Annotated in this window: 23 protein-coding genes; 3 read left to right on the top strand and 20 right to left on the bottom strand. The window is 43.0% G+C overall.

Annotated elements, in window-relative coordinates:
* The 15 genes from C1A07_RS14755 to C1A07_RS14680 all read right to left on the bottom strand — a co-directional run bounded on the left by C1A07_RS14755 (position 1) and on the right by C1A07_RS14680 (position 14,161).
* A complete protein-coding gene (locus tag C1A07_RS14755) occupies positions 1-2,502 on the bottom strand; it encodes an FAD-dependent oxidoreductase (RefSeq protein WP_101877767.1) in 2,502 nt (833 codons plus the stop codon).
* A 174-nt stretch (positions 2,503-2,676) separates the two neighbouring features.
* Positions 2,677-2,949 carry a Fur family transcriptional regulator gene (locus C1A07_RS14745; protein ID WP_101877765.1) on the bottom strand — a complete coding sequence of 91 codons (273 nt, stop codon included), beginning with the start codon at positions 2,947-2,949 and terminating at the stop codon, positions 2,677-2,679.
* A gap of 39 nt (positions 2,950-2,988) precedes the next feature.
* Positions 2,989-3,132 (bottom strand): FeoB-associated Cys-rich membrane protein, encoded by a 144-nt coding sequence (locus tag C1A07_RS14740; RefSeq protein WP_101877764.1) that lies wholly within the window; start codon positions 3,130-3,132, stop codon positions 2,989-2,991.
* 18 nt (positions 3,133-3,150) lie between these two features.
* Positions 3,151-5,322: a ferrous iron transport protein B gene (gene feoB / locus C1A07_RS14735; RefSeq protein ID WP_101877763.1), complete on the bottom strand. Its 2,172-nt coding sequence runs from the start codon at positions 5,320-5,322 to the stop codon at positions 3,151-3,153.
* A gap of 118 nt (positions 5,323-5,440) precedes the next feature.
* Positions 5,441-5,662 (bottom strand): FeoA family protein, encoded by a 222-nt coding sequence (locus tag C1A07_RS14730; RefSeq protein WP_101877762.1) that lies wholly within the window; start codon positions 5,660-5,662, stop codon positions 5,441-5,443.
* Between the two features lie 70 nt (positions 5,663-5,732).
* Positions 5,733-5,942: a FeoA family protein gene (locus C1A07_RS14725; RefSeq protein WP_180952303.1), complete on the bottom strand. Its 210-nt coding sequence runs from the start codon at positions 5,940-5,942 to the stop codon at positions 5,733-5,735.
* Between the two features lie 134 nt (positions 5,943-6,076).
* Positions 6,077-6,364 carry a DUF2325 domain-containing protein gene (locus C1A07_RS14720; RefSeq protein ID WP_101877760.1) on the bottom strand — a complete coding sequence of 96 codons (288 nt, stop codon included), beginning with the start codon at positions 6,362-6,364 and terminating at the stop codon, positions 6,077-6,079.
* A gap of 92 nt (positions 6,365-6,456) precedes the next feature.
* Positions 6,457-6,891, bottom strand: a complete 435-nt coding sequence (locus C1A07_RS14715; RefSeq protein ID WP_101877759.1) for a flavodoxin — start codon at positions 6,889-6,891, stop codon at positions 6,457-6,459.
* Between the two features lie 30 nt (positions 6,892-6,921).
* Entirely contained in the window at positions 6,922-7,527 is a 606-nt protein-coding gene (locus C1A07_RS14710; protein ID WP_180952272.1) for a DUF3793 family protein, read from the bottom strand.
* Positions 7,528-7,737: 210 nt separating this feature from the next.
* Positions 7,738-9,681 carry a bifunctional 4-hydroxy-3-methylbut-2-enyl diphosphate reductase/30S ribosomal protein S1 gene (locus C1A07_RS14705; protein WP_101877757.1) on the bottom strand — a complete coding sequence of 648 codons (1,944 nt, stop codon included), beginning with the start codon at positions 9,679-9,681 and terminating at the stop codon, positions 7,738-7,740.
* Positions 9,678-10,367 carry a (d)CMP kinase gene (cmk, locus tag C1A07_RS14700; RefSeq protein WP_101877756.1) on the bottom strand — a complete coding sequence of 230 codons (690 nt, stop codon included), beginning with the start codon at positions 10,365-10,367 and terminating at the stop codon, positions 9,678-9,680. The genes C1A07_RS14705 and cmk overlap by 4 nt, the downstream gene beginning before the upstream one ends.
* Before the next feature lies 1 nt (position 10,368).
* Positions 10,369-11,607 carry a BaiN/RdsA family NAD(P)/FAD-dependent oxidoreductase gene (locus C1A07_RS14695; RefSeq protein ID WP_101877755.1) on the bottom strand — a complete coding sequence of 413 codons (1,239 nt, stop codon included), beginning with the start codon at positions 11,605-11,607 and terminating at the stop codon, positions 10,369-10,371.
* A 15-nt stretch (positions 11,608-11,622) separates the two neighbouring features.
* Positions 11,623-12,942: an aspartate kinase gene (locus C1A07_RS14690; RefSeq protein WP_101877754.1), complete on the bottom strand. Its 1,320-nt coding sequence runs from the start codon at positions 12,940-12,942 to the stop codon at positions 11,623-11,625.
* A gap of 129 nt (positions 12,943-13,071) precedes the next feature.
* A complete protein-coding gene (locus C1A07_RS14685; protein WP_101877753.1) occupies positions 13,072-13,659 on the bottom strand; it encodes an HD domain-containing protein in 588 nt (195 codons plus the stop codon).
* A 19-nt stretch (positions 13,660-13,678) separates the two neighbouring features.
* Positions 13,679-14,161 (bottom strand): DUF523 domain-containing protein, encoded by a 483-nt coding sequence (locus C1A07_RS14680; RefSeq protein ID WP_242972331.1) that lies wholly within the window; start codon positions 14,159-14,161, stop codon positions 13,679-13,681.
* Positions 14,162-14,320: 159 nt separating this feature from the next.
* Between C1A07_RS14680 and C1A07_RS14675 the strand changes: the two genes are divergently transcribed.
* Both C1A07_RS14675 and asnB read left to right on the top strand, forming a co-directional pair.
* The gene (locus tag C1A07_RS14675; RefSeq protein WP_101877752.1) at positions 14,321-15,700 is read left to right on the top strand and encodes a citrate transporter; all 1,380 of its coding nucleotides are present in this window, start codon (positions 14,321-14,323) and stop codon (positions 15,698-15,700) included.
* 25 nt (positions 15,701-15,725) lie between these two features.
* Complete coding sequence (gene asnB, locus C1A07_RS14670) at positions 15,726-17,582, top strand: asparagine synthase (glutamine-hydrolyzing) (protein WP_101877751.1); 1,857 nt, start codon at positions 15,726-15,728, stop codon at positions 17,580-17,582.
* Between the two features lie 91 nt (positions 17,583-17,673).
* Here asnB and ftsZ read toward each other — a convergent pair whose 3' ends face one another.
* On the bottom strand, positions 17,674-18,957 hold the full coding sequence (gene ftsZ, locus C1A07_RS14665; protein WP_101877750.1) for a cell division protein FtsZ: 1,284 nt from the start codon (positions 18,955-18,957) through the stop codon (positions 17,674-17,676).
* Between the two features lie 521 nt (positions 18,958-19,478).
* Between ftsZ and C1A07_RS14660 the strand changes: the two genes are divergently transcribed.
* Complete coding sequence (locus C1A07_RS14660) at positions 19,479-21,155, top strand: IS1634 family transposase (RefSeq protein ID WP_101875548.1); 1,677 nt, start codon at positions 19,479-19,481, stop codon at positions 21,153-21,155.
* A 154-nt stretch (positions 21,156-21,309) separates the two neighbouring features.
* Here C1A07_RS14660 and C1A07_RS14655 read toward each other — a convergent pair whose 3' ends face one another.
* From C1A07_RS14655 to murD, 4 genes are all read right to left on the bottom strand, one after another.
* Positions 21,310-22,026, bottom strand: a complete 717-nt coding sequence (locus tag C1A07_RS14655) for a cell division protein FtsQ/DivIB (protein WP_101877749.1) — start codon at positions 22,024-22,026, stop codon at positions 21,310-21,312.
* Between the two features lie 26 nt (positions 22,027-22,052).
* On the bottom strand, positions 22,053-23,303 hold the full coding sequence (gene murA, locus C1A07_RS14650) for a UDP-N-acetylglucosamine 1-carboxyvinyltransferase (protein WP_101877748.1): 1,251 nt from the start codon (positions 23,301-23,303) through the stop codon (positions 22,053-22,055).
* Between the two features lie 68 nt (positions 23,304-23,371).
* Complete coding sequence (locus tag C1A07_RS14645; protein WP_101877747.1) at positions 23,372-24,553, bottom strand: FtsW/RodA/SpoVE family cell cycle protein; 1,182 nt, start codon at positions 24,551-24,553, stop codon at positions 23,372-23,374.
* A gap of 12 nt (positions 24,554-24,565) precedes the next feature.
* Entirely contained in the window at positions 24,566-25,918 is a 1,353-nt protein-coding gene (gene murD, locus C1A07_RS14640) for a UDP-N-acetylmuramoyl-L-alanine--D-glutamate ligase (protein ID WP_101877746.1), read from the bottom strand.
* Between the last annotated feature and the right edge of the window lie 13 nt (positions 25,919-25,931).

Genomic DNA, 25,931 nt, shown 5'->3' with positions numbered 1-25,931 from the left:
CTACTGAATTTCTTCTGTTACTTCCGCCATTTTAGAAACGTCCCCAATAAGAATTGCTCCTTTTAAACGGCGATTTACATAGTAGTATTTTTCATACTGCTTTTTAGCTTCATCCTTTGTCTCCACTGTTCTGTATGACAGCTTATTATTTTTTCCATTGTCTCCGATTGCATACAAAGCTGTGTTCATTCCGTGGAAGGAAACTCCCGGTGAAGCAGCCTGATAAGATATATTTTCCCCCGCCGCGTTGGCTCCGGCAATTCTGCCCTGCTCTGAAGCCTCCGGCCATATACCGTAATTAATTCCGTCCCACTGGGCACAGTCTCCGCAGGCGTAAATATCAGAAACGCTGGTTTTCATATTTTCATCTACAACTACTGCTCTGTCTGTCTCCAGGCCGGCTTCCTTAGCTAAAGCTGTATTGGCCCGTATACCTGCGGAAATAATCACCAGCTGAGCAGGGAACACTTTTCCCCCCTGGATTCTCACTCCCGTCACCTGGTTTCCGCCTTCAATTTCTTCTATGCTTACGCCTGTGCGCACAGTGATTCCCTCTTTTTCTCCAATGGACACAAGAAGATCTGAAGCAGGCTGATCTAACTGCCTTCCCATAAGCCATGGAGCGGCCTCCAGAACTGTAACCTTACATCTGGATTTTTTAAATTCCCATGCAGCCTCCAGCCCTAATACGCCTCCGCCGATTACTACTACGTCCTCCACTTTTGGAAGCAGCTCATTAATTTTCTGAATATCAGAAATCTTTCTTATGGCAACTACTTCCTCTTTATCACAGCCCTTTATAGGAGGAATAAAACATTCTGCGCCCAGAGCGTAAATCAGCTTTGTATACTGAAGCTTCATGTCCCCGGCTAAAATTACTATTTTATTATCTTTCTCAATAGCTTCTACCTTTTTTCCCAGAATCCGAATAATATTCTGTTCCTCATACCATCCCTTTTCATGCACTCCAATCTGTTCCGGACTTAAACCAGCCATCATAGATTTAGTCAGCATGGGGCGATTGTATGTATCCCAGTCTTCCTCTGAAATCATTACAATCGAAGCTGTTTTATTTCTCTCACGTATTGCCGTTGCCGCGGAAAGGCCTGCTATTCCGTTGCCTAAAATCACAAAAAAGTCTTGTGTATCTTCCCGGAAGGTAACGTCCTCCACGTCTACCTCCACAAAGTTTTCTCTGCCCACTCCGCACACTGGACATGTGTCCAGGGAGGAGTCGAAAATCTCACCGCACACAAGGCATTTTACAAGCTTTCTGGCTCCCTTTTTCTTCCTTGGATTTTCTTTCTCCTGCACCAGGCAGCCAAAATCATATCCATATTCATAGGCGTCTATTAAATCTACCTCACCTGGTTTAAATTTGATTTTTAAGCCCTGGTCCGGCACCTTCATTTTCAGCTGTTTTAACCGCTCAATTATGTGGGGAACCCCTTCTCCGCTCCAGCCGTAGCTTCCAAACGCGCTGGCATATTTTCCTCCGTGAGTTCCTGCAAAAATAGAAGTAGTTAAATCCCAAATCGGTTTTAATGCCTCCCCTACAATAGTAGGCGTTCCAAACAGTATTCCGTCGGCAAATCCCAGCTCTTCTAAAACCTTCCCCTGGTCCGCCTCCACCATATCGTATGCCCTTACATCTACCGGTCCGCTGTCCTTAATTCCCTGTCCGATTTTCTCTGCCAGCTCTCTTGTATATCCATAAGCGCTTACATAAGGAATAATAACCGTTTTATTTTTATTCGGATTTATAACTGTACACCAATCCTCGTACTTGTCCAGCATCTCTGCAATCTTTTCATCCAGAACAGGGCCGTGGCCTGTACAGATCATTTCCGGATTCAGCTCTCTCACCCGTTTCAGGGCTTTCATCATATATGGTTTAAAGGGACCAATAATACAGTCAAAGTAATATTTTGTAGCTTTCCAGTAATCTGCCTCCTCTGTCACCTTGCTTCTTAAAATGCCGTGGAAGCCATAATGGGAGCCAAAGGAATCACATGTAATTAAGACCTTGTCCTCCTCAATCCAGGTGTACATAGTATCCGGCCAATGAAGATTAGGCACTACCAGGAACTTTAAAGTCTTTCCTCCAATAGTCAGGGTTTCATTATCCTTTACTGCCAAGCTGTAGAAATCTCTGTTGACTATATTTTTCAGGAAATTTATGGCGCACCCTGTTCCTACAATTTTTATATTAGGATTTATATCTAAAAGGCGTTCCACGCTGCCTGCATGGTCTGGCTCTGTGTGATCCACCACCAGATAATCCACAGACTCAATATCTGTAATTTCCTTTAATTTTTCCAAATATTCGTCAAAAAAACCAGCCTTAGCTGTTTCAAAAAGAATTGTTTTGTCTTCTGTTTTCAGCACATAAGAATTGTACGTAGTTCCAAACTCAGTGTACATAATAATATCAAACACCCGCAGCTGATCATCCACAATTCCCGTCCAGTAAAAATCATCTTTTAATTTTAATGACTGCATCCTTCATCCCTCCTGTTCTTTTTTTATCAACATTTATATTATAAAGAATATTTCCCAAAATATCCATTATGTTTTGTAAAAAATTGCTAATTATATTTACTTTTACAGCAAAAAAGGAGACTCTGCTCCTAATCTGTCTCCAGATTATTTCACAGAGTCTCCTTTTTCTTCTCTTCAACCAGCTTCGACGCCTTCAAACCCGCAGGAGGAGCTTTGAAAGTGACAGTGATAAAACCGGCTTAACGCTCCGATTTCTTCCAAGGTGCCCAGCATTCTGTAAACTGTCGCCAAACCAATGGTAGAATCACGTTTGATCGCCTCATAATAAATCTCTTTTCCGCAGGTCCACTGACCGTCCAAAATCACATCCAGCAATATTAGACGCTGTTTCGTAATACGCTTCCCCCGCCTTTTCAGTTCTTTTAAAATTTCATCTTTCTGCCACATTGTGTTATCATCTCCTGACTATGCCATATTATTTTCTTTTTACTTTGCACAGTGGCAGTGGCCGCAATTTCCGCTGCAGCCGCTGCAGGTTTTTCCTGACTTCTTGTCTTTCCATATGCTTCTGGCAGCCAAAGCGGCCAGAAGCACTACAACCAGAAGTACAATTATCGTTGAAGCATTCATTTAATCCCTCTTTTCACTTTATGAAGCTTTTGCCAGTCCTTTTACGTCCAGAGAGTTGCTTTCCTTATAAGGACGGAACAAAAGATATCCAAATACAACTACAACAACAAGCGCAATTACAGAACCGATTGTAAAGCCGCCACCTGTAATAAGTGTGCCCAGCTGATAAATACAGAAGGAAACAGAATATGCCAGGATTGTCTGGTAGCCGATGGCAAACCATGTCCATTTTGCATTATTCATCTCACGTTTAATTGCTCCGATAGCGGCAAAGCAAGGTGCGCAAAGCAGGTTAAATACCAGGAATGAATAAGCTGCTACCTGTGTATAACTTCCTGCAAGAGTTCCCCAGATCTCCTCACCTTCCTCGGAAACTTCTGCAAATCCGTAAAGAATACCAAAAGTACCTACTACGTTTTCCTTAGCAACAAGACCTGTAATAGCAGCCACTGCAGCTTTCCAGTCTCCCCATCCTAAAGGAGCGAACAGCCATGCAATCGCGCTTCCGATGCTTGCTAAAATACCCTGGCTTAAATCTTCTACCATGCCAAACTTTCCATCTACAAAACCAAAGCTGGATGTAAACCAAATAAAGATTGTGGACAGTAGGATAACAGTTCCCGCTTTTTTAATAAAGGACCATCCTCTTTCCCACATGCTGCGCAGTACATTGGAAACTGTAGGCATATGGTACGCTGGAAGCTCCATAACAAAAGGGGCTGGATCTCCGGCAAACATTTTTGTTTTCTTTAAAATAATACCAGAGCAGATAATTGCTGCGATTCCTACAAAATAAGCGCTTGGAGCAACCCAGGAAGCTCCGTTAAATAAAGCGCCTGCGATTAAAGCAATAATAGGAAGCTTTGCACCACATGGAATAAATGTAGTGGTCATAATTGTCATTTTTCTGTCTCTGTCGTTTTCAATAGTTCTGGACGCCATAACTCCTGGAACGCCGCAGCCTGTACCAATTAACATTGGAATAAATGACTTTCCTGAAAGTCCGAATTTGCGGAAAATACGGTCCATAATAAAAGCCACACGAGCCATGTAACCGCAGGACTCTAAAAATGCAAGGAAAATGAACAGTACTAACATCTGAGGCACAAATCCTAATACTGCGCCTACGCCTGCTACAATACCATCCAGAATCAGGCTCTGCAGCCAGTCAGCACAATTAATAGATGTTAAAAGGCCTTCCAAAGCTACAGGAATACCTGGGATTTCTAGTCCAAATAAGCTCCATCCGTCTCCGAATACGCCGTCATTGGCCCAGTCAGTAGCCCATGTTCCCACTGTTGTTACAGATATATAATACACTAACCACATTACAGCTGCAAATATAGGAAGAGCTGCAAATCTGTTAGTTACAATACGGTCAATTTTATCAGATGTTGTCATCTGATTTTTAGATTTCTTTACATAAGAATCTTTAATTATAGAAGCAATATATGTATAACGCTCATTTGTGATAATACTTTCTGCATCATCATCCATAGCTTCCTCAGCCTTTTTAATAATGGCTTCCACATCTGGAACCTGCTTCAGCTGGGCAGCAATCTTGTCGTCCCTTTCAAACAGCTTAATTGCATAGAAACGTTTCTGCTCTTCAGGAATATCATTTCCTAAAAATGTTTCAATTTCTTCCAGATAGTTTTCTACTTCCTGGCTGAATTTATGTACAGGAGCCTTTACTGTCTTGCTCTGCGCCAAAGCAACTGCCTTTTCAGCCGCCTGTGTAATTCCTGTTCCCTTGAGAGCTGAAATTTCCACTACCTCGCAGCCTAAGTCTCTGGAAAGCTTTTTAATATCAATTTTGTCCCCTGACTTCTCCACAATATCCATCATGTTTACAGCCATTACCATAGGAATGCCTAATTCCATCAGCTGTGTGGACAAATATAAGTTTCTCTCCAAGTTGGTGCCGTCTACAATATTCAAAATCGCATCTGGTCTGTCAGTGATCAGATAATTTCTTGCAACCACCTCTTCCAGTGTGTACGGTGACAGGGAATAAATTCCCGGAAGGTCCATAATAATTACATCTTTATGGCCTTTCAGCTTACCTTCTTTCTTTTCAACCGTTACTCCAGGCCAGTTTCCTACAAACTGGTTAGACCCTGTAAGGCTGTTAAACAGCGTAGTCTTACCACTGTTAGGGTTTCCGGCTAATGCAATCTTTGCTGCCATTTCATAATCCTCCTATAACTGCCTGCTCAGTTTTGTTTTATCTCCAAAAGTTAGAGCTGGCTAACTGTGTTTTAAAAAAAATCGCCGGTATTCAACCAGGCTGAATCTGTCCGTATTTCTACACAACCTCAATCATCTGTGCGTCTGCTTTTCTCAGGGATAATTCATATCCTCTTACAGTAACCTCCACAGGATCGCCTAAAGGCGCTACCTTACGGACATAAACTTCTGTTCCTTTTGTGATGCCCATGTCCATAATACGGCGTTTTACAGCGCCTTCCCCATGGAGCTTCACTACAGATACTTTTTTTCCACAGCCAATATCCTTTAATGTCTGCATATCTGTTCTCCTTTCCACCATTCCCGGCAAGCCGGCTCTTTACTTTATCTCATCTGCAGGTCCAGCTAAATTAAATCATAATTTTTCTGGCCATTTCGCAGCTGATTGCAACTCTTGACTCTTTTACATTTACAATCAGATTGCCGCTGTTTTCAGCAACTACAATGACATTGCCGCCTACGACAAATCCCAGGCTCTCCAAAAATCTGCGAACCTCTTCTTTTCCCCCTACTTTTTTAATTGAGTTAACTTCTCCCTCTTTTGCCATGGTTAAAGGCATCATAAATCTCCTCTTTTCCATATAAAATAATTGATAATAAATTTCATTTGCATTTATTACGGTACTAATTATATTCCTCATGGAAGTTAATGTCAACTAACTTTTCAGCATGTTATTGAGAATATTTTTCAAGATTAGCATCTTCCTGTTTCTTTTTCTAAAATTTCCTGAAGAGCCGCTTTGCTGCTGGTATGGCAGCGAACTACTTGAGCGTTACTTTTTTTAGCTTCATCCAACGCACATTTTACCATTTTGTGAGATACTGTATTTGTAAAAAGCACTACCAGATCAGGGGAACCAATTTGTTTTGATAAATTTGCCGACATTTGAGTAAATACTTTTGCGCTGCACCGATATGCCTTACAAAGCTTCTGATACTGACAGACCATTCTGTCGTGTCCTCCAATAATAACTACGCTCATATTAACCTCCTTTTACACTGTTTATTTATCTATAAAAGCAGGATGTGAGCCCTATTTGAACCCGGTCTGTAACCATCCTGCTTTATTCTTTTTTATACTAATGCCGCCAAAGCCTTTCCAAGCTCCTCCAAGGTAACCTCAGCATCCCCGTCAGGCTCGCCGCAGCAGATTACTCCCTCGTCTCCTATTACAGTAGCTCCTGCATTTTTCATTCTCTCCGTCCAGTCTCTCATCCACTGTCCGTCGCCCCAGCCGTAGGAGCCAAATAAACCAATAGATTTTCCAGCAGCAAAGCTTTCCACCTCAGCCACAAAGCCTTCAGCCACTGAATCTTCCAGCTCCTCGTCTCCCATAGAGGGGCAGCCTAATGCAAATGCCGGAACATCCTTTAAATCAGCTGCAGATATAGCATCCATGGAAACTACTTCCGCTTCCTTACCTGCCGCCTTTACTCCGTTTCCAATAATTTCTGCCATTCTTTCTGTATTGCCTGTTCCGCTCCAATATGCTACTACTACCTTTGCCATTTTACTTTCCTCCTATTTCTTAAAGGCTGGTTAAAAAGCCTGAGCTAATCCCCACTGCTGAATAGCGGCTTTCAAAAGAGCCCCCTGCTGCACTTTTCCTACAAGTTCCTTTCTGGCCTGATCGTAAAGGCGAAATGTGTTTCTGGCGTTTTCCACATCCCCGTAAACCTTCCAATATCCTACACAGAGACAATTTTTTCCCTCGTGCTCAATAAATCCTTTCACGTCTGTTAAGGGATATCCTAAAAGAATACCTAACTCATGGGGGAATTCTGCTTTCTTTTCCAAATGGTCTGCATACCGGCCGCTTAACATTACAAGCAGTCTTTCCAGACAGTCGGCTTCCTGGTATCCCAGATCCTTTAAAAACTCAGCAGCCTCCTTTTGTCTCAGCACACTTTTCATCATCTCTTTTCTGTACACCAGCAAAATACTTTTTACTGTATTCCTGTACAGCACTTTACAGCAAACTCCTAATTTTACTAACATCTGTAAAGCTCCTTTTAAACACTGTGTGCGAATAATAAAAAGATTGGATGGCTTTAAACCCACCAAAACAGGGGCGCATTGAAATGCAGCCAAAGCGCTTACTTCCAAGGCCTGCGCTTCTCCATTTTCCAGACTCTGTTTTTTCATTTCCATTCCTCCTGCCAGATTGTTTTAATGTAAGAAAAATACCTTTCATAATTATAATAGTTAGTTTTAACTAACTTATGTATAAAATATCAAAAACTTTTCCAAAAATCAATAGAGCTATTGAGAACGATTATCAAAATACTGTTATTGAGAAAAAAGGACCTTTTGAAGCTTAAACTCCAAAAGGTCCTTACACTTTTTATTACTATTTTATTCTTCAGCAGCTGCGTCCACATCTACGTCAGCAATATCGTCCTCTTCTCTCTGAGGAGCTTCTAATGCTTTCATGCTCAGGCTGATCTTTCTGTCAGCTTCGTTAAAGTCTACTACAGACGCCTGAATCTCCTGTCCGATAGAAAGAACGTCAGATGGCTTGTCTACGTGGTCTCTGGAAATCTGAGATACGTGAAGAAGCGCGTCCACTCCTGGCTCCAGCTCTACAAATGCGCCAAAATCAGTCATACGTGCAACCTTTCCCTCTACTACATTGCCTGCTGCATATTTCTCAGCTGCATTTGCCCATGGATTAGTCTCAGGGAACTTTAAGCTGAGAGCGATCTTGTCGCCGTTAATATCTTTAATTAAAGTCTTAATCTGATCTCCGCTTTTGAATACCTTCTTAGGATTCTCCACTCTGCCCCAGCTCATCTCAGAGATGTGAAGCAGACCGTCAGCTCCTCCTAAGTCTACAAACGCGCCGAAATCAGTTACGTTCTTTACTGTGCCTTCTACTGTATCGCCTACTGCAATCTTCTCAAATAAAGCCTTCTGCATCTCTGCCTTCTTGGCTACCAGAAGCTGTCTGCGGTCGCCGATAATTCTTCTTCTCTTAGGATTGAACTCTGTAATAACAAACTCAATCTCCTGATCTTTGTATTTGGACAAGTCTCTTTCGTATGTGTCGGATACAAGGCTTGCTGGGATAAAGATTCTTGTCTCCTCTACAATTACGCTTAAACCTCCGTCCAGAACCTGAGCCACTTTTGCAGTCAAAACTTCCTGGTTCTCGAAAGCTTCCTCTAATCTCTTATTGCCCTTTTCTGCAGCTAATCTTCTGTAGGATAAAGCTACCTGGCCTTCGCCGTCGTTTACTTTAACAACCTTAGCTTCCATCTCGTCTCCCACAGATACCAGCTTTGTAAGGTCTGCGTTGGAATCTGTTGTATACTCGCTGCGGGTAATGATTCCATCAGATTTATAGCCAATGTTTAAAACAATTTCATCATCCTTCACATCAATGACTTTGCCAGTGACAACTTCTCCTGAACGTATTGTTTTTAATGATTCCTCTAACATTTGTTCAAAACTCAATTCTGACATAACAGTATGAACCTCCTCAATAATATAATTGGGGGTAGACGCCCCCGCTGTTATACCTACGTTGCGCACAGAATTTAAACATTCAGGATCGAAATCGCCCAGTGTCTGAATATAGTACGTATTCTTACATTCCTTCCGGCAAATGTCGTAAAGCTTCTGGGTATTAGAACTATTTTTGCCGCCTATAACAATCATGGCGTCCACTTTTGAAGCAAGCTTCCTTGCCTCCACCTGTCTTTCCTGTGTTGCATTGCAAATCGTATTTAAAACAAGTATATCATAACGCTTTTTCAAAAATTTTTCAACTAAATCTTTAAATTTATTGTAATTAAATGTCGTCTGGGATACAATACAGAGTTTTTCCTCTTCTTTTAAAGGCAGGGCATCTATGGCTTCCTGAGAATCTACTACCAGGGTGTCGTCCCGTCCCCAGCCTTTAATTCCCTGTACCTCCGGATGATTTTCATTGCCAATAATAATCACCCTTCTTCCCAGGGAATTCTGCTCCTCCACAATATGATGAATTTTTTTTACAAAGGGGCAGGTGGCGTCTACTAAACAGATTCCAGGCTTATCTAAAAGCTGGTAAATATGACGGCCGACTCCGTGGGATCTGATAATCACCGTCCCTTTTGTCAGCTGAGCCAGCTCCTCCTCCGTCTCCAGCACTAAAACCCCTTTTTTCTCCAGATCTTTTACTACTTCTTCATTGTGAATAATAGGGCCGTATGTGTAAATAGGACCTTTAGCCTTTTCAATCTCACTGTATACAGTTTCCACTGCCTTTTTCACTCCGAAGCAAAAGCCTGCTGTTTTGGCGACTGTAATACTCACGCCTTTTTCACCTCCAGACCGTGATCCGCGGCAATTTCCATAATTCTGTCAGCCACCTCCTCAATGGTCATGTGGGAGGCGTCTACTAAAACAGCGTCATCTGCCTGGCGCAGGGGAGCAATTTCCCTGGTCATATCCCGGCGGTCTCTTTCTATAATATCTTTTTCAATTTCTTCTATATTACAGGAAATTCCTTTTTCTTCCAATTCTTTATATCTTCTCTCTGCCCTCACCTTGCTCCCAGCAGTTAAATAAATCTTTGTGTCCGCCCAGGGGAGCACCCATGTTCCAATGTCTCTTCCGTCCATAATCACATTTTCTTTTGCCGCCAAATCCCTCTGAAGCAAAAGCAGCTTGTCCCTGACAGATTTATATACGGAAACTGCAGAAGCCATATTTCCAACCTCCTCTCTCCTGATCAACTCAGACACATTTTCTCCGTTTAAAATTACCTGCTGACTGTGATTTTCATAGGAAATTGTGATTTCTATTTGTCCGCAGGCTTCCTCAACTTCCTTTTCGTTTTCTCTGTTAATTCCCTGTCTTATAAAATACAAGGCCATTGCCCTGTACATAGCTCCTGTATCTACATAAATAAAATTCAGCTTTTCAGCCACCTTTTTCGCTATTGTGCTTTTTCCGGCTCCCGCAGGCCCGTCAATAGCAATATTGTAGGTCTTTCCCATTTCATCCTCCTTGTCCCATATGCATTCCTGCCAGCCAACCGGTGGACCAGGCAATCTGCAGGTTAAAGCCGCCGGTCACTCCGTCTATATCCAGCACCTCCCCGGCAAAATAAAGCCCTGGCATCCGCTTGGATTCCATAGTGGAAGGATTTACTTCTTTTACAGATACTCCTCCCTGAGTGACAATGGCCTCGCTGTAGCCCCGCAGTCCGGTCAAAGTCAGCCGGAAATCTTTGGTGACTTCCGCCAGCTGCCTTCTCTCTTCTTTCGTAATTTCGTTTACCTGTTTTTCAGGAGAAATTCCACAGCGGCTGATAATAACAGGAATTAGCTTAGACGGGAATAAACTACCTAAAGAATTTTTAAACTGCTTATTTAACAGCTGGCTAAATTCTCTTAAAAGTCTGGCGTCCAGCTGTTCTTTTGTCAAAGCCGGCTTCATGTCCACAGACAGCTCCAAGGGCCCTTTTCTCAGCTGTTTGCCAACATAGCTGCTGGCGCTGATTAACACCGGCCCGCTGACGCCGAAATGAGTAAACAGCATCTCCCCAAAGTCCTCATACAACACCTTGGAGCCTTTTAATATTTTTACGCCTATGTTTTTCAGAGCCAGTCCCTGAAGCATAGCCACATCCTGCTCCTTCACCTGGAAGGGCACAAGAGCCGGGAAGCATTCTGTTATTTTGTGCCCTGCCTCCGCAGCCATTTTGTATCCATCCCCTGTAGAGCCGGTGGTGGGATAAGATAGACCACCAGTAGCAATCAGCACGCTGTCAGCCCTCACTTTTTTTCTGTCTCCAGTTACAATTCCCCTGCAGGCCCCGTCCTCTAAAAGCAAAGCCTTCACTTCCTGCCTGTAGTGAATTTCCACATTCAAGCCGCGAAGCAGCCTGGAAAATGCAGCCGTTACATCAGAGGCCTTGTCAGATACTGGAAATACTCTGTTCCCCCGCTCTATTTTTAAGGGACAGCCGGCATCCTCCAAAAGCTTCATAACATCCTGGTTCGTAAACCCGTAAAAGCTGCTGTACATAAATTTTCCGTTTGTCACCATATTGGCAAATAAATCTTCTATGTCGCAGGCGTTAGTAACATTACACCGGCCTTTTCCCGTAATGTAAATTTTTTTTCCCAGCTTTTCATTTTTTTCATAAATGTGAACCTGGTGTCCGTTTTTTGCTCCGCTGACAGCAGCGGCCATTCCGGCCGCTCCTCCTCCCACTATGATTATCTTCCCCATTTGTCACCTTTTCTTTTACAGCTCTGCAGTGATGAAAATATCGTAAACAGCCTTAATTGCTCTTTCAAAATCATCATTTTTTACACCTACAATAATGTTGGTTTCACTGGAGCCCTGGTCAATCATTTTAATATTAATTCTGGCGTGGGACAAGGCTGCAAAAATTCTGGCTGCAGTTCCTCTGTTTCCCTTCATTCCTCTTCCCACCACTGCAATCAAAGCCATATCGGACTCTAAGTCAATTAAATCCGGCTGCACTGCTCTGTGGATTCCTGAAATTACAGACTGCTCATGCTGAATAAATTCTGTCTGATGAACAAACACTGTCATGGTGTCAATGCCTGAAGGCATATGTTCAAAGGAAATTCCCTGTTTTTCAAATACCTCCAGCACCTTACGGCCAAATCCTACTTCCCCGTTCATCATGGCTTTTTCAATAAATACAGAACAAAATCCTTTCTTTCCCGCAATTCCCGTAACTGTGTATCTTGGTTTTCTGCATGTATTTTCAACAATTAATGTGCCCTTATCCTCCGGCTTGTTGGTGTTGCGGATATGGATTGGAATTCCCTCTTCCCTTACGGGGAAAATAGCGTCCTCGTGAAGTACGCTGGCGCCCATATAGGAAAGTTCTCTCAGTTCTTTATATGTAATTGTCTCAATTACCTGAGGGTCCGGCACAATTCTTGGGTCCGCCACTAAAAATCCTGATACGTCCGTCCAGTTTTCATAAAGATCTGCGTGAATCGCTCTGGCTACAATGGAGCCTGTTACGTCGGAGCCGCCTCTGGAAAATGTGCGGATGCTTCCGTCTGGAGCTGACCCGTAAAATCCCGGGATTACTGCCTTATCTGCAGTTGCAAGGCGCTCCGCCAGCTCTGTATTAGTAGCCTCCGCCAGAAAGCTGCCGTTTTCGTCAAAGAAAATCACTTCTGCTGCATCAATAAACTCATAGCCCAGGTAATTTGCCATTACCATTCCATTTAAATATTCTCCTCTGGACGCAGCATAATCTCTGCCTTTTTTTGCCAGAAAATCTTCTTCAATTCTCTGGAACTCATGGTCCATATTTAAATTTAAATCTAATCCGTCAATAATTTCCTGATATCTGGCAATAATTTTTTCCAGAATCTTCTTGTAGCTTCTACCCTGAGACGCAGCGTCATAGCACTGATACAGCATATCTGTGACTTTTTCGTCCTTATCATTTCTCTTTCCAGGGGCCGACGGAATTACGTAACGTCTGCTTTTATCGCTGCGGATAATGTCTCCTACTTTTTTAAACTGTCTGGCGCTGGCCAGAGAGCTTCCTCCAAATTTTACAACCGTTTTCATAATGATTCTCTCCTCAATATCTGCCTGCACAGATTTACATTTCTCAGGCATTTTAAGGGAAATAATATCTTATTTTCCCTGCCATGTCAATATTTTTCCATTATATAAGGACATTTGTCCGCTCTGCAACTACATTTTTTCCATTTCTTCATTAATCTGTTTTTCACAGGAACGCATACCTAAAATAGTTTTATCCATCAGCTCCTCTAAGGTCCATCCCAGTCTTTCAGCCCCTGTTTTTATAACATCTCTGGAGCAGCCGGCAGCAAATCGTTTGTCCTTAAACTTTTTCTTTAAGCTGGATACTTCCAAATCCTCTGCGCTTTTAGACGGGCGCATACGCACAGCCGCGCCGATCAGGCCTGTTAATTCGTCTGCTGCAAACAGCACCTTTTCCATTTCATGTTCAGGCTCCACGTCACTGCAAAGACCAAAGCCGTGGCTGCACACAGCGTGCACTAAATCCTCCTCCGCCTGAATCTCCTCTAACAGCTCCGGCGCCTTTTTGCAGTGCTCCTCTGGATAAACCTCAAAATCTACATCGTGGAGAAGTCCTGCCATTGCCCAGAATTCTTCCTCGTCCCCATAGCCCAGCTCTTTTGCATACCATCTCATCACTCCCTCTACAGTCAATCCGTGGAGAATGTGGAAAGGCTCCTTGTTATATTTTTTCAGCAGCTGTAAAGCCTGCTCTCTTGTAATCTTTGTACTTTTCATGGTTTTTTCCTCCTGTATATTAACCATTTTCTAAAATTTCTTTCAGCTCTTTTATCTGGCTTTCCCCAAATACCTGGACGCCCTGTTTTATCAATAATTCTGCCGTCACTCCCTGCCCTTCTGTGAGAGCGCCGGTAAATGTTCCGTCATAAATTCCATTGCAGCCGCAGGAAGGGCTTCTTTCTTTTAAAAGAGCATATTTACAGTCAAAAAGCTTTGCCAGCTTTAACGCCTCCATCGCCCCTTTTTTATAAAAACATGTTACGTCTTCTCCCGCCTTGTTAACTACCTGCTCCCCTTTTCGCTCTGAGGGCATTCTGGGGGTTCCCATGCCTCCCGCCTGTTCTGGACATACAGGAATCAGATGACATATATGCCTCATGCTTTCCGCCTCCAGATTTTTCTTTTCCCTGCCGTCATAGCGGCAGAACATACCTAACAGGCAGGCGCTGACCAGCACATGTTCCTTGTTTTTCATTTTATTATCCTCTTTATTTTCCATTTCTGCTGCCGCCTTGTATACACTGATTTTTTCGCGATAGTCCCATTATAGCACCTTGTCCCGGACAGTGTCCAGACAGAATGTTTTCCCAATTTGCAGGCGCATCTTCTATTTCTGTCATATATATAACATATATCTTATTCTTTAGGAGGATTTCCCATGCCGGAAACAGCGCTTCTTCTCACCCCTATGCATTACCTGTATCTCATAGGCGTGATTGTAATTCTGACAGTTATGATTCTCAGAAAGGATACCCCGGCCGTATGTATTGGCTTCCTTTTTCTATTAGGATTTGTAGGCCTTGGTACCATTACTGGAGGAATTCAGGTTATTTTTAAATCTATACTTTATGCAGCGACACAATTCATGGAGATTATCGCCACAATCGCCTTAGTCACCGCCTTGTCAAAATGCCTTTCAGATTTAGGCAGCGACTATCTTCTTATGACGCCTATGAGAAAGGTTATGAAGTCTCCGTCAGTGACCTGGTGGCTTCTTGGCCTGACAATGCTTTTATTTTCCTTCTTTCTCTGGCCCTCCCCCTCTGTTGCCTTAGTTGGAGCGATTATGCTTCCATTTGCCGTAAGAACAGGTTTAAGCCCTCTTATGGCAGCCATGGCTATGAACCTGTTTGGACACGGCATCGCTCTTAGCTATGACCTGGTAATTCAGGGTGCTCCGGCAATTTCTGCCTCTGCGGCAGGAGTCACTACAAGTCAGGTTCTTCACCAGGGAGGCCCTATATTCTGGACCATGGGAGCAGTTACAGTAATTTCCGCATTTCTTTTAAATTACCGCTCCATTTCCGGTTCTGTTCCGGTGACTATTGCCCACCGGGAAGTATCTGAATCCAGCCTTATAAAAAACAAAAAGGCCGCTTTCATTTTAGCTGTTCTCACTCCAGTCGCCTTTCTGGCAGATATTTTCTTTATGGTATTTTTCCAGTTAAACGGAGGGGAAGCTACCAGCCTTGTTTCAGGCACGGCAGTACTTCTTATGTGTATAGGAGCGATTCTGGGCTTTAAGAAAAAATCTTTGGAAAAAGTCACTGACTATGTCACTGATGGATTTCTTTTCGCCATCCGTATTTTCGCCCCTGTAATTATTATCGGAGCATTTTTCTTCCTGGGCGGAGAAGGAATCGGACAGATTATGGGCACGGATTTCTCAGGAGGCATTATGAATGACTGGGCCTTATGGCTGGCAGGCCACGCTCCTCTTACAAAACACATGGCTGCATTTTTCCAGATGATTGTAGGAGGCCTTACAGGTCTGGACGGCTCTGGCTTCTCAGGCCTTCCCCTTACAGGAGCCCTGGCTCACACCTTTGGAGCCGCTACAGGCGCCTCCGTCCCTGTGCTGGCCGCCTTAGGACAGATTACAGCCATCTTCGTGGGAGGGGGAACCATTGTGCCCTGGGGATTAATTCCCGTGGCCGCTATTTGCAACGTAAGCCCCTTAGATCTGGCCAGAAAGAATCTGCTGCCTGTATTTATAGGCTTTGGCGCGGCCTTCCTTGTAGCTTGCTTTATTATATAAATTAAAATCAAAGGAGATGTTTTTTATGTCTGGAATTGCAGGATTTTTTCACCCGGAGGAAAATTATTTAGCTTTTCAGGAGTACTATGAGAATTTACTGGAGGATATGGGAAAAACTCTTTCCAAAAGAGGGCCAGACGGCACAGGTGCCTTTCTCACCAATCACTGCGGCATGGTCCGCACCGCCTTTTCCCCGTCTAAAAAGGAAACATTATACGGATCTGCCCGGATATCCACAGAAAACAGGCTTTTAGCTTTAGCTTTTGACGGAGAACTTTACAATAAAGAAGAGCTGGAAACATTGGTGAAAGGTGATCTGTCCCAGTCATATGACGCCTTGTCTGAGGCCGACATCCTGGCAGAAGGCTTTTATAAATTTGGCCCGGATTTCATTCAAAATGTAAACGGAGTTTTCGGGGCAGCCCTATTTGACAGGGAGAAAAACACCTTGTTTCTCATTAGAGACCGTCTGGGAGTTAAGCCTTTATTCTACACAGTGGCCGACGGCACATTGATTTTTGCCTCAGAGCCAAAAGGAATTTTAGCCTATCCAGGCATTCAGCCGGCGCTAGATCTGGACGGACTGAATCAGGTATTTACTATAGGGCCGGCCAGAACGCCAGGCTGCGGAATTTTCAAGGATTTTAAAGAGGTTCTTCCCGGCTGTATGGTCTACATGTCCCCGGAAGGTATTAACACCAGCTGTTATTGGAAGCTGGAAAGCCGCCCTCACAAAGACAGCTATGTAGAAACTGTAGAAAAAACAAGTTTTTTAATTCAGGATGCTGTGAAAAGGCAGATGTCCGGCGGCAAATCCATGTGCTCTTTCTTGTCCGGCGGCATTGACTCCAGCCTGGTTTCCTCTATCTGCGCCAGGGAGCTGAAAAAGCAGAACAAACAGCTGACCACATATTCTTTTGATTTCAAGGATAGCGAAAAACATTTTAAAGCCAACGCCTTCCAGCCGTCTCTTGACAAACCATTTGTAGAAAAAATGGTTGCCTACTTAGACAGCGACCACCATTTTCTGGAGTGCACCACAGAAGGCCAGGCAGATTTACTTTACAGCTCTGTAGACGCACATGATCTGCCTAATATGGGGGACGTGGACTCTTCTCTTCAGTGCTTTTGCTCTCAGGTAACAAAAAATCACCAGATTGCTTTAACAGGAGAATGTGCTGATGAAATATTCGGCGGTTATCCCTGGTTTCACAAGGAATCTATGATGGCGGTTCACGCCTTCCCGTGGAGTTCTGACCTGGAAGCCAGAAAAGTTTTATTATCAGATGATTTTGCCCACAGTTTAAATATGGAAGACTATGCCGCTCAAACCTACGAAGCTTCCTTAGCTCAGGTGCCGGCGCTGGAAGGAGAATCCTCCGCCGATGCCAGACGCCGCCAGATTGCTTTCCTGAATTTAAAATGGTTTATGCAGACTTTGTTAAACCGTATGGACAGAGCCGGCTCTCAAACCGGGCTGGCGGCCAGAGTCCCGTTTGCCGACTACAGAATTGTGGAATACCTTTGGAATGTTCCCTGGGATATGAAGGCCAGAGAAGGAATTGTAAAAGGGCTTTTAAGGGATTCAGCAGCCGGTTTACTTCCTGATGATATTTTGTGGAGGAGAAAATCTCCTTACCCCAAGACTTATGATTTAAGTTATGAAGCCCTGTTGGCTTCCCGTCTCCGGGAAATTTTATGTGATACATCTTCTCCGCTTCACGCCTTCTTAGACAAAGAGAAAACAGACCGTTTCCTAAAAAAACCGTCTGATTACGGAAGACCATGGTACGGCCAGCTGATGGCTGCGCCTCAGATGATCGCTTATATGATACAGTTAGACTATTGGATGAGAAAATATAAAATTTCAGTGACTATTTAGTCTTCTGACACTACAAAAAGCGCTGCGCGGAAGTTTTAATCATACCTTTCGCAGCGCTTTTTCATGTTTGTATAAACTTTTTAAAATAAGATTATTTATTTCTGTTCTTTAAGAAGTCCGGAATATTCAGGTTACTGGAGCTTGCTCCTGCGCCTGGTGTTCTTTGTCTTACACCTGGATTATATGAGGAATTCTGTCCTGCGCCGGAGCCTGCCTGCTGATTCTGTCCATAAGACGGTCTGTAGCTCTGACCTCCTGTGTAGCCTGTCCCTGCAGGACGTGCTGCAGATGGAGCCGGAGCTGCAGAAGGAGCTGTAGCCGCAGCCTCAGAGGATGGAGTCACAGGTGTCTTCTGTACTGGCTTAGACTTGTAAGGATTGCTGAAATCCTTCATAGCCTTAGCCACAGGAGTATTGCTTAATGTCTTATCTGTAAGGCCTGTGGCGATCACAGTAATTGTAGCCTCATCCTGAGCATTTTCATCGTACATAGCACCAAAAATAATATTGGCGTCATCGCCTGCCAGTTCCTGAACATAGCTGGCAGCCTCATTTGCCTCAATCAGGCTGATATCGCCGGAAATGTTAATAATAACATGGCTTGCGCCTTCAATGGTAGTCTCAAGCAGAGGACTGGATACAGCCTGCTCCACTGCCTCTTTTGCTTTCTCGTCGCCCTTGGCTTTTCCAATACCAATATGAGCGATGCCCTTGTCTGTCATAACAGTCTGAACATCTGCAAAGTCCAGGTTAATAAGACCTGGAACATTAATCAGGTCTGTGATGCCCTGTACTGCCTGCTGCAGCACCTCGTCCGCTTTTTTCAAAGCTTCCGGCATAGTTGTTCTTCTATCTACAATCTCTAACAGCTTATCGTTGGGAATTACAATTAAAGTGTCCACGCTCTCCTTCAGATGCTCAATACCCTGAAGAGCGTTTGTCATTCTTGTTTTAGCTTCAAAGCGGAAAGGCTTTGTCACAACGCCTACAGTGAGGATACCCATATCTTTTGCAATTTTAGCTACAACAGGAGCAGCGCCGGTACCTGTACCGCCGCCCATACCACAGGTAACGAACACCATATCAGCGCCCTTCATAGCCTGTGCCAGCTCTTCAGAACTTTCCTCAGCAGCCTTTTCCCCGATCTCAGGCTTAGCTCCCGCTCCCAGTCCCTTTGTCAGCTTTTCACCTATCTGCATAGCAGTAGGCGCCTTGCAAAACTGCAGCGCCTGCTTGTCCGTGTTAATTCCAATAAATTCAACACCTGCAATATTCTCATCAATCATACGGTTTACCGCATTATTTCCGGCTCCGCCTACACCAATAACTATAATTCTGGCCGCATTTTCAGCGTCATTTATCTTAATCTCTAACAAGAAAATATCCTCCTTTAACTTCCCTTTCTTCTATATCTGTCAGCAGTTTTCCACTGTTTCATACCTTACCTTATACTATATTTGATTTCTTAAAAAATATCAACCTCTATTTCAGTAATTTTTCAACTATTTTTGAAAATTATTACTTTTTCTTAAATGTATACATCATACTGGTATTTGTTTCGTCATATGTGTCCAGATATAGGGTTCCAGATACCCGTCTTTAGAAGTTAGCACTAGAAATCTTTAGGAGTATTTTCTGCTCTGAAGCCTCACAAATGCCTTTAAATAAGGCTTTTTTTATTGCAAAAAAACTTTTCAAAATTCTTTTTTTGCGATATACTAATAGTGTTNCCCGTCTTTAGAAGTTAGCACTAGAAATCTTTAGGAGTATTTTCTGCTCTGAAGCCTCACAAATGCCTTTAAATAAGGCTTTTTTTATTGCAAAAAAACTTTTCAAAATTCTTTTTTTGCGATATACTAATAGTGTTAGTGGTGCTATCTTTTTGAGGAGGGATTCTATGGCATATTTTTTAAAAAAGACAACTTTAAAAGGCAGAACTTATCTTGCGATTTATGACAGTTTTTATAATCAGGAAAAAAAGGGGGCAGCTCACAAATGCTACAAATCCCTTGGCTCTGTAGAAACACTGAAAAAGAACGGCATGGAAGATCCAATCTCTTTTTACCAACAAGAAGTAGCTCTCTTAAACCAGCAACGAAAAGAAGAAGGTGTCCGCAAAATTTCTGACATTTCTCCAACTCTTTATCTTGGATACTTTCCACTGAAAGCAATCCTTGAGAAATTAAAAATCCAAAAGTATGTGAATTATTTTCATCTTACATATGATTTTCAGTTCGATCTTTATGAATTGATTTCTACATTAGTCTACGCAAGAGGTGTATGCCCATGCAGTAAAAACAGGACATTCCACGATGTGCTTCCCAATCTGTACCATTCGTCGCATTATTCCTATGATCAGCTTCTTGATGGTCTTGCCTTTTTGGGAGAAAACTATGAAAAGTTTATCGAGATCTTTACTGTACAAACTGCGGCTGTTTATGGACTGGATACTTCAAACTCTTACTTTGATTGTACGAATTTCTATTTTGAAATAGACAGGGAGGATGATTTCAGAAAAAAAGGACCGAGCAAAGAAAACAAAAAGGAACCCATCATCGGTCTTGGGCTCCTTTTGGATCGGAACCAGATTCCGGTCGGTATGAAGATGTATCCGGGAAATGAGTCAGAAAAACCCATTCTACGTGATGTGATTGATGGACTTAAAAATAGGAACAATATCATGGGAAAAACCATCCATGTCGCAGACAAAGGACTTAATTGTGCACAAAACATTGCGTTTTCAAAACAGAATGGAGATGGTTATCTGTTTTCAAAATCTGTAAAAACCTTGCCTTCGACAGAAAAAACCTGGGTATTATTAGAACAGGATTACAAAGATGTCAAAGATAAAAGCGGAAAACTTTTATACCGCTATAAAAGCTGTATTGATACTTTTCCTTATTCCATAGAGTATAACGGAAAAAAACAGACCATTATGCTTACAGAGAAACGCCTGGTTACCTACAATCCTTCCCTTGCTGCAAAAAAAAGATATGAAATAAACCGCCTTGTAGAAAAAGCAAAAGCACTTACCCTGTCACAAGCCAAAAGGAATGACTTTGGAGAAGCAGGAAAATATGTGGATTTCACAGATAAAACAGGAAATAAAGCAAAAACAAGGATTAATCAGGCTGCCATCGATAAGGACCTCGAACTTGCCGGATACAATCTTCTGGTCACATCCGAAACCCAGATGACAGATCAGGATATTTACTGTACTTACCATAATCTGTGGAGAATTGAAGAATCCTTTAAGATTATGAAATCAGACCTGGATGCACGGCCGGTATTTCTTCAAAAAGAAAATACGATTAAAGGCCACTTTTTGATTTGCTATTTAACAGTTCTCTTAGAGAGGATTTTTCAATTTAAGATACTGGATGAAAAATATTCAACTTCAGATATATTTAGATTCATTAAAGATTTCAGGGTAACAAAAGGCGAACATAAATATATAAACACCACAAGGGATTGTACTTTTATAAATGACCTAGCTGATAAATTTCATCTTCCTTTAACGAATTACTTTCTATCTGAAACTCAAATAAACACCATTTTTAATTATAAACTATAATAACAAACACAGAAGGACTGCCGCTAGCAGTCCTTCTAAACCTTAAAGTTTGCACTATTTTTTAATCTCTGATACCAAAGTCAGGTACTATATTTGATTTCTTAAAAAATATCAACCTCTATTTCAGTAATTTTTCAACTATTTTTGAAAATTATTACTTTTTCTTAAATGTATACATCATACTGGTATTTGTTTCGTCATATGTGTCCAGATATAGGGTTCCAGATAGTCCATCCAGCTGAGGAAGCATGTCGTTGAGAACAGAAATTTGTCCGTTTATGTCAGAATGGTTCCCTAAAACCACCTCAATATCCTGAATATACAAGGTGACATTTCTTCTGCTGTCAAAATGAATCTCATCTACTTTCATTCCGTAATTGGAAAAAGACATAGTTAAAGTAAGCAAATCATTAAATACCTGTTGATTTTCTACTGGAAGAGGCTGATAAAGCATAATATGTCCAAAATCCAGCCCTGTCACCTTGGGAACTCCCTCCAGCTGCCTGGAAGTGCTTTCCACCACAATACCGTCCTTGTCAAAATACATATTGCTGCTCATATAGGTTAAATAGCCTACAATACTTTTTTCATACACAATTACTTCCACGCTTCTAAAGCCGTGAAAAACGATTTTGTAATCTTCTATGAAAGGAATCTGCTGATGCTCCCCCCACTGCTCTTTAAAAAAACAGTAGGCTGTGTTTCTGGACTTTTTATCCGGAAACAGCCTGTCCTCAATTTCCTTGCCAGAATACCGCTCGTTTCCCACAACTGTTACTTCTTTTATATTCACAAACGCAATTCCTGCAGCCAGCAGGAGCAGCGTCAAAACAACTGCCCCTGCAATCATTAGTTTTTTGGGGAATCCCATAAACTCCTCCTTGCAAATTATGACAATTATACTTTTCTGTAAACTTCAGCTCCCAGCATCTGCAGATCTCTGCAAATATCTTCATAGCCTCTTTCAATGTGGCGGCATCCGGACACAATTGTAGTCCCCTCTGCTGATAAACCTGCTACAATTAAAGCAGCTCCTCCTCTTAAATCAGGGGCCGCTACATGGCAGCCCCAAAGAGCTCTTTTTCCTTTTATGGCTGCTTTATTTTCCTTTTCCTCTATGACGGCTCCCATTTTTCTCAGCTCCTGAGCCGTCTCAAAACGCCCTTCAAATATAGTTTCCTCCATATTACTTATGCCGTCTGCAACGCACATTAAAGATAAAAACGGAGACTGAAGATCTGTAGGAAAATCAGGGTACGGGCCGGTGACAATGTCTGCAGGCAAAATCTGTCTGTCCATTGTTAAAATCAGGCCGTTTTCCTCCTCCTCTAAATCTCCTCCCATATTTTTCAGCTCCCGGATAACAGCAGACAAGTGGCAGGCAGGCACTCCTTTCAGCCGGACCTGGCCTTTTCCCGCCATTGCCGCAGCCAGATATGTACCTGCCACAATTCTGTCGCCAGGAACAAAAAAGCAGGTATCGTGAAAACTTTTTACTCCCTCTACCTTTATGCAGCTTGTTCCCTGTCCCTTTACTTTAGCTCCCATGCTTTCCAGAAAACTGCAGAAGGACTGAATCTCCGGTTCCATAGCCGCTCCCCTGATCTCTGTAATTCCATCCGCCACAACGGCGGCCAGCAAGGCGTTTTCTGTAGCTCCCACACTTGGAAATGGAAATTCAATTATTCCGCCTTTTAATTCGTCTGCTTTTGCCTCCAGACATCCATCCTCTTCCCTGATACTGACTCCCAGCTTTTCCAAAGCCTTTAAATGAAAGTCAATAGGACGTTTTCCTATGGAACAGCCTCCCGGATATCCTGTATAGGCTTCCCCCGTTCTGCCTACTAAAGCCCCCAGCAATATAATAGAAGAACGCATCCTTTTTACCCGCTCTGAGGGAAGCCTGTTTTCCTTTATGTGCTGTGCATTTATGGTCAGGATTCCCTGATCTAAGGTGCAGACACACCCTATATATTCTAATATCCCCATCATACAGAAAACATCCTGTATTCTGGGGACATTGACAAGCACTGTAGTTCCCTTATGAAGTACTGCAGCAGCCATCATAGGCAGTACTGCATTTTTGGAACCTTGAATCAAAACTTCCCCCTGGAGAGCCCGAAGACCTCGGACGTGTATTTCAGACATCGCGCCGCCTCCTGCATCATTATATCCTATTATATGCAGAACCAGGTGGTTTTGTTTTTTGTCCTTATTTATTTTTCCAATTTAATTTGATTTGATACGCTTAAAACCATTCCCATTTCCATCATTAAAAACAGCACCGACGTGCCTCCATAGCTGATAAAGGGAAGGGTAATACCTGTGTTGGGAATTGTGTTGGTAACTACGGCAATATTTAAAATTACCTGAATCGCAATATGGCCCATAACGCCTACTACGATCAAGGCCCCAAATAAATCAGGAGCATTGCTGGCAATCAGCATAAATCTGTATATCATAAACAAAAAGATCAGGATTACGGAAACTGCTCCAAACAGTCCCAACTCCTCACATATAATGGAGAAAATCATATCATTCTGGGCCTCAGGAACAAAGCCCATTTTCTGAATGCTTTCCCCCAGGCCTTTTCCCATTAAACCGCCGGAGCCAATGGCGTAAAGTCCCTGAAGCACCTGAAACCCGCCCTCCTGGGCGTAGGCCTCCGGATTCAGCCACACATTAATACGGCTCAGCTGATATTCCTGAAGAATTCCCACTGCCTCTAAAGCCGCTCCAATAGGGCCGGCAAATGCCAGAAGGAATCCTGCTCCGCCCATACAGGCTGCAAATACCAGCTTTCTTTTAGTGGCCACAAACAGCATAACAAATACAATGCCGCAGATAATAATACCAGAGCTTAGGTTGTTGGCAGTAACCAACAAAGCCAGGGGGGCGGCTAAACCGCCTACATACAAAATATTTCTCCAGCTGTTGACCTTGCGGCCCATTTGGGTGATTACTACTGACAATACAAGTATTAAGGCTATTTTTACAAACTCTGTAGGCTGAAAGCTTAAAGGCCCTACCTCCAGCCATCTTCTCTTTCCGTTTACGCGTTTTCCGAAAAGGCTTACGGCAATCATCAGTATGTAAGAAAGCCCATAGGAAAAAAATGCAAACCTGGCAAAAAAATGATAATTAATTTTAGAAATAATCAGCATCAGGACAAACCCGCCGAAAGCAATGGCAGCCTGACGTTTCATAAAATAAGCGGCATCACCGTCGTACAATATCTGGGCCTTAGGCGCGCTGGCGCTGTAAATCATAATAAGCCCGAATACAGTTAAAAATATAATGGTAAATAATAGGCTGTAGTCATAGAACCGGCGCACCTTTTTCTTCCTGGGCGCGCCCTGCTCTTGCCTTGCTTCCTGTTTTCCCACTAAACGCCTCATTCCCTTCTTTCATTACAGGCTGCGGACACATTCCTTAAAAATTCTGCCTCGCTCCTCGTAATCCTTAAACATACCCCAGCTGGCGCAGGCAGGGGAAAGAAGCACATTGTCTCCCATATCTGCGTAAGACGCACATACGTGAACAGCCTCCTCCATGTCCTCTGCATACATAATTTCTGTAAAGCCGTGGGCTTTGGCGCAATCTGCGATTTTATCTCTTGTCTGTCCAATGAGAACCAGGTATTTTACTTTTCCTTCAAAGCTTTCAATCCACTGGTCGTACTTAGCGTCCTTGTCATACCCTCCTGCAATTAAAAGGGTAGGGCCTGGCATAGCTTTTATGGCCTGAATGGCTGCATCCGGATTTGTTCCCTTAGAATCATTGTAATATTTTACTCCTGACCGCTCCAGCACAAACTCAATTCTGTGTTCCACAGCCTTAAACTGCTTTACGGCCTCCTGTATTTTTTTCATAGGCACGCCCATCTCCAGAGAAATGGCCACTGCCGCCATTACGTTTTCATAATTGTGACGTCCTAAAAGCTGAAGCTGGTGCACATTTACCACTTCTTCTTCTCTTCCCCCTGCACGGTGCATAATCATATCCCCGTCCATATAAAGGCCCTGGTCCAGTTTTTCTCTGCTGCTGAAAAAAATCACCTTTGGAAGCAATTCCTTAGACTGTCCCAGCTCTCTTAAAACAGGATCGTCATAATTTAAAACGCAGCTGTCCTTTTCCGTCTGGTTCATGGTGATGCTTTCTTTTACTGCAATGTAGCATTCCATAGTCTTATGTCTGTTTAAATGATCCGGCGTAATATTTAAAATAGCGCTGACATCAGGGCGAAAATCCATAATTGTCTCCAGCTGGAAACTGCTGACCTCAGCTACAGTTACAGAGCTGTCCTCTGTCTCCAAAGCCTCCTCTGTATATGGAATGCCAATATTCCCCACAACGTGAACATCAGAAAAGTGGGATTTCATAATCTCCCCTGTCAAAGCAGTAGTAGTAGTTTTTCCGTTGGTTCCTGTAATGGCGGCCAGTTTGCCTCTGGCGCACTGGTATGCCAGCTGTATCTCACTCCAAATAGGGATCTGCACACTGTCCAGCACTGACACAAACGGCGCGTCTAACCCAATGCCAGGGCTGATAATACACAGCTCCACTCCCAGCAGGTCGCTGCGCTTTAGTTCTCCCAAAACAATGTCTACTTTATCCTTAGCTCCAAACTTAGCCCTGATCTGTCCTTCATCCAGGTTAGCGTTGCTGTCATAAAGAACAACCTCGCCTCCCATATTCAGAAGCAGCTTGGCAGCGGAAATTCCGCTTTTACCCGTGCCTGCAACAATCACTTTCTGGCTCATGTGTCTCTTTCCT

The sequence above is a fragment of the Lachnoclostridium edouardi genome (assembly GCF_900240245.1).
Classification (GTDB): Bacteria; Bacillota; Clostridia; order Lachnospirales; family Lachnospiraceae; genus Lachnoclostridium_A; species Lachnoclostridium_A edouardi.
Note: the sequence above shows the minus strand (reverse complement) of the source record. Positions and strands in the feature narration are given on the sequence as shown.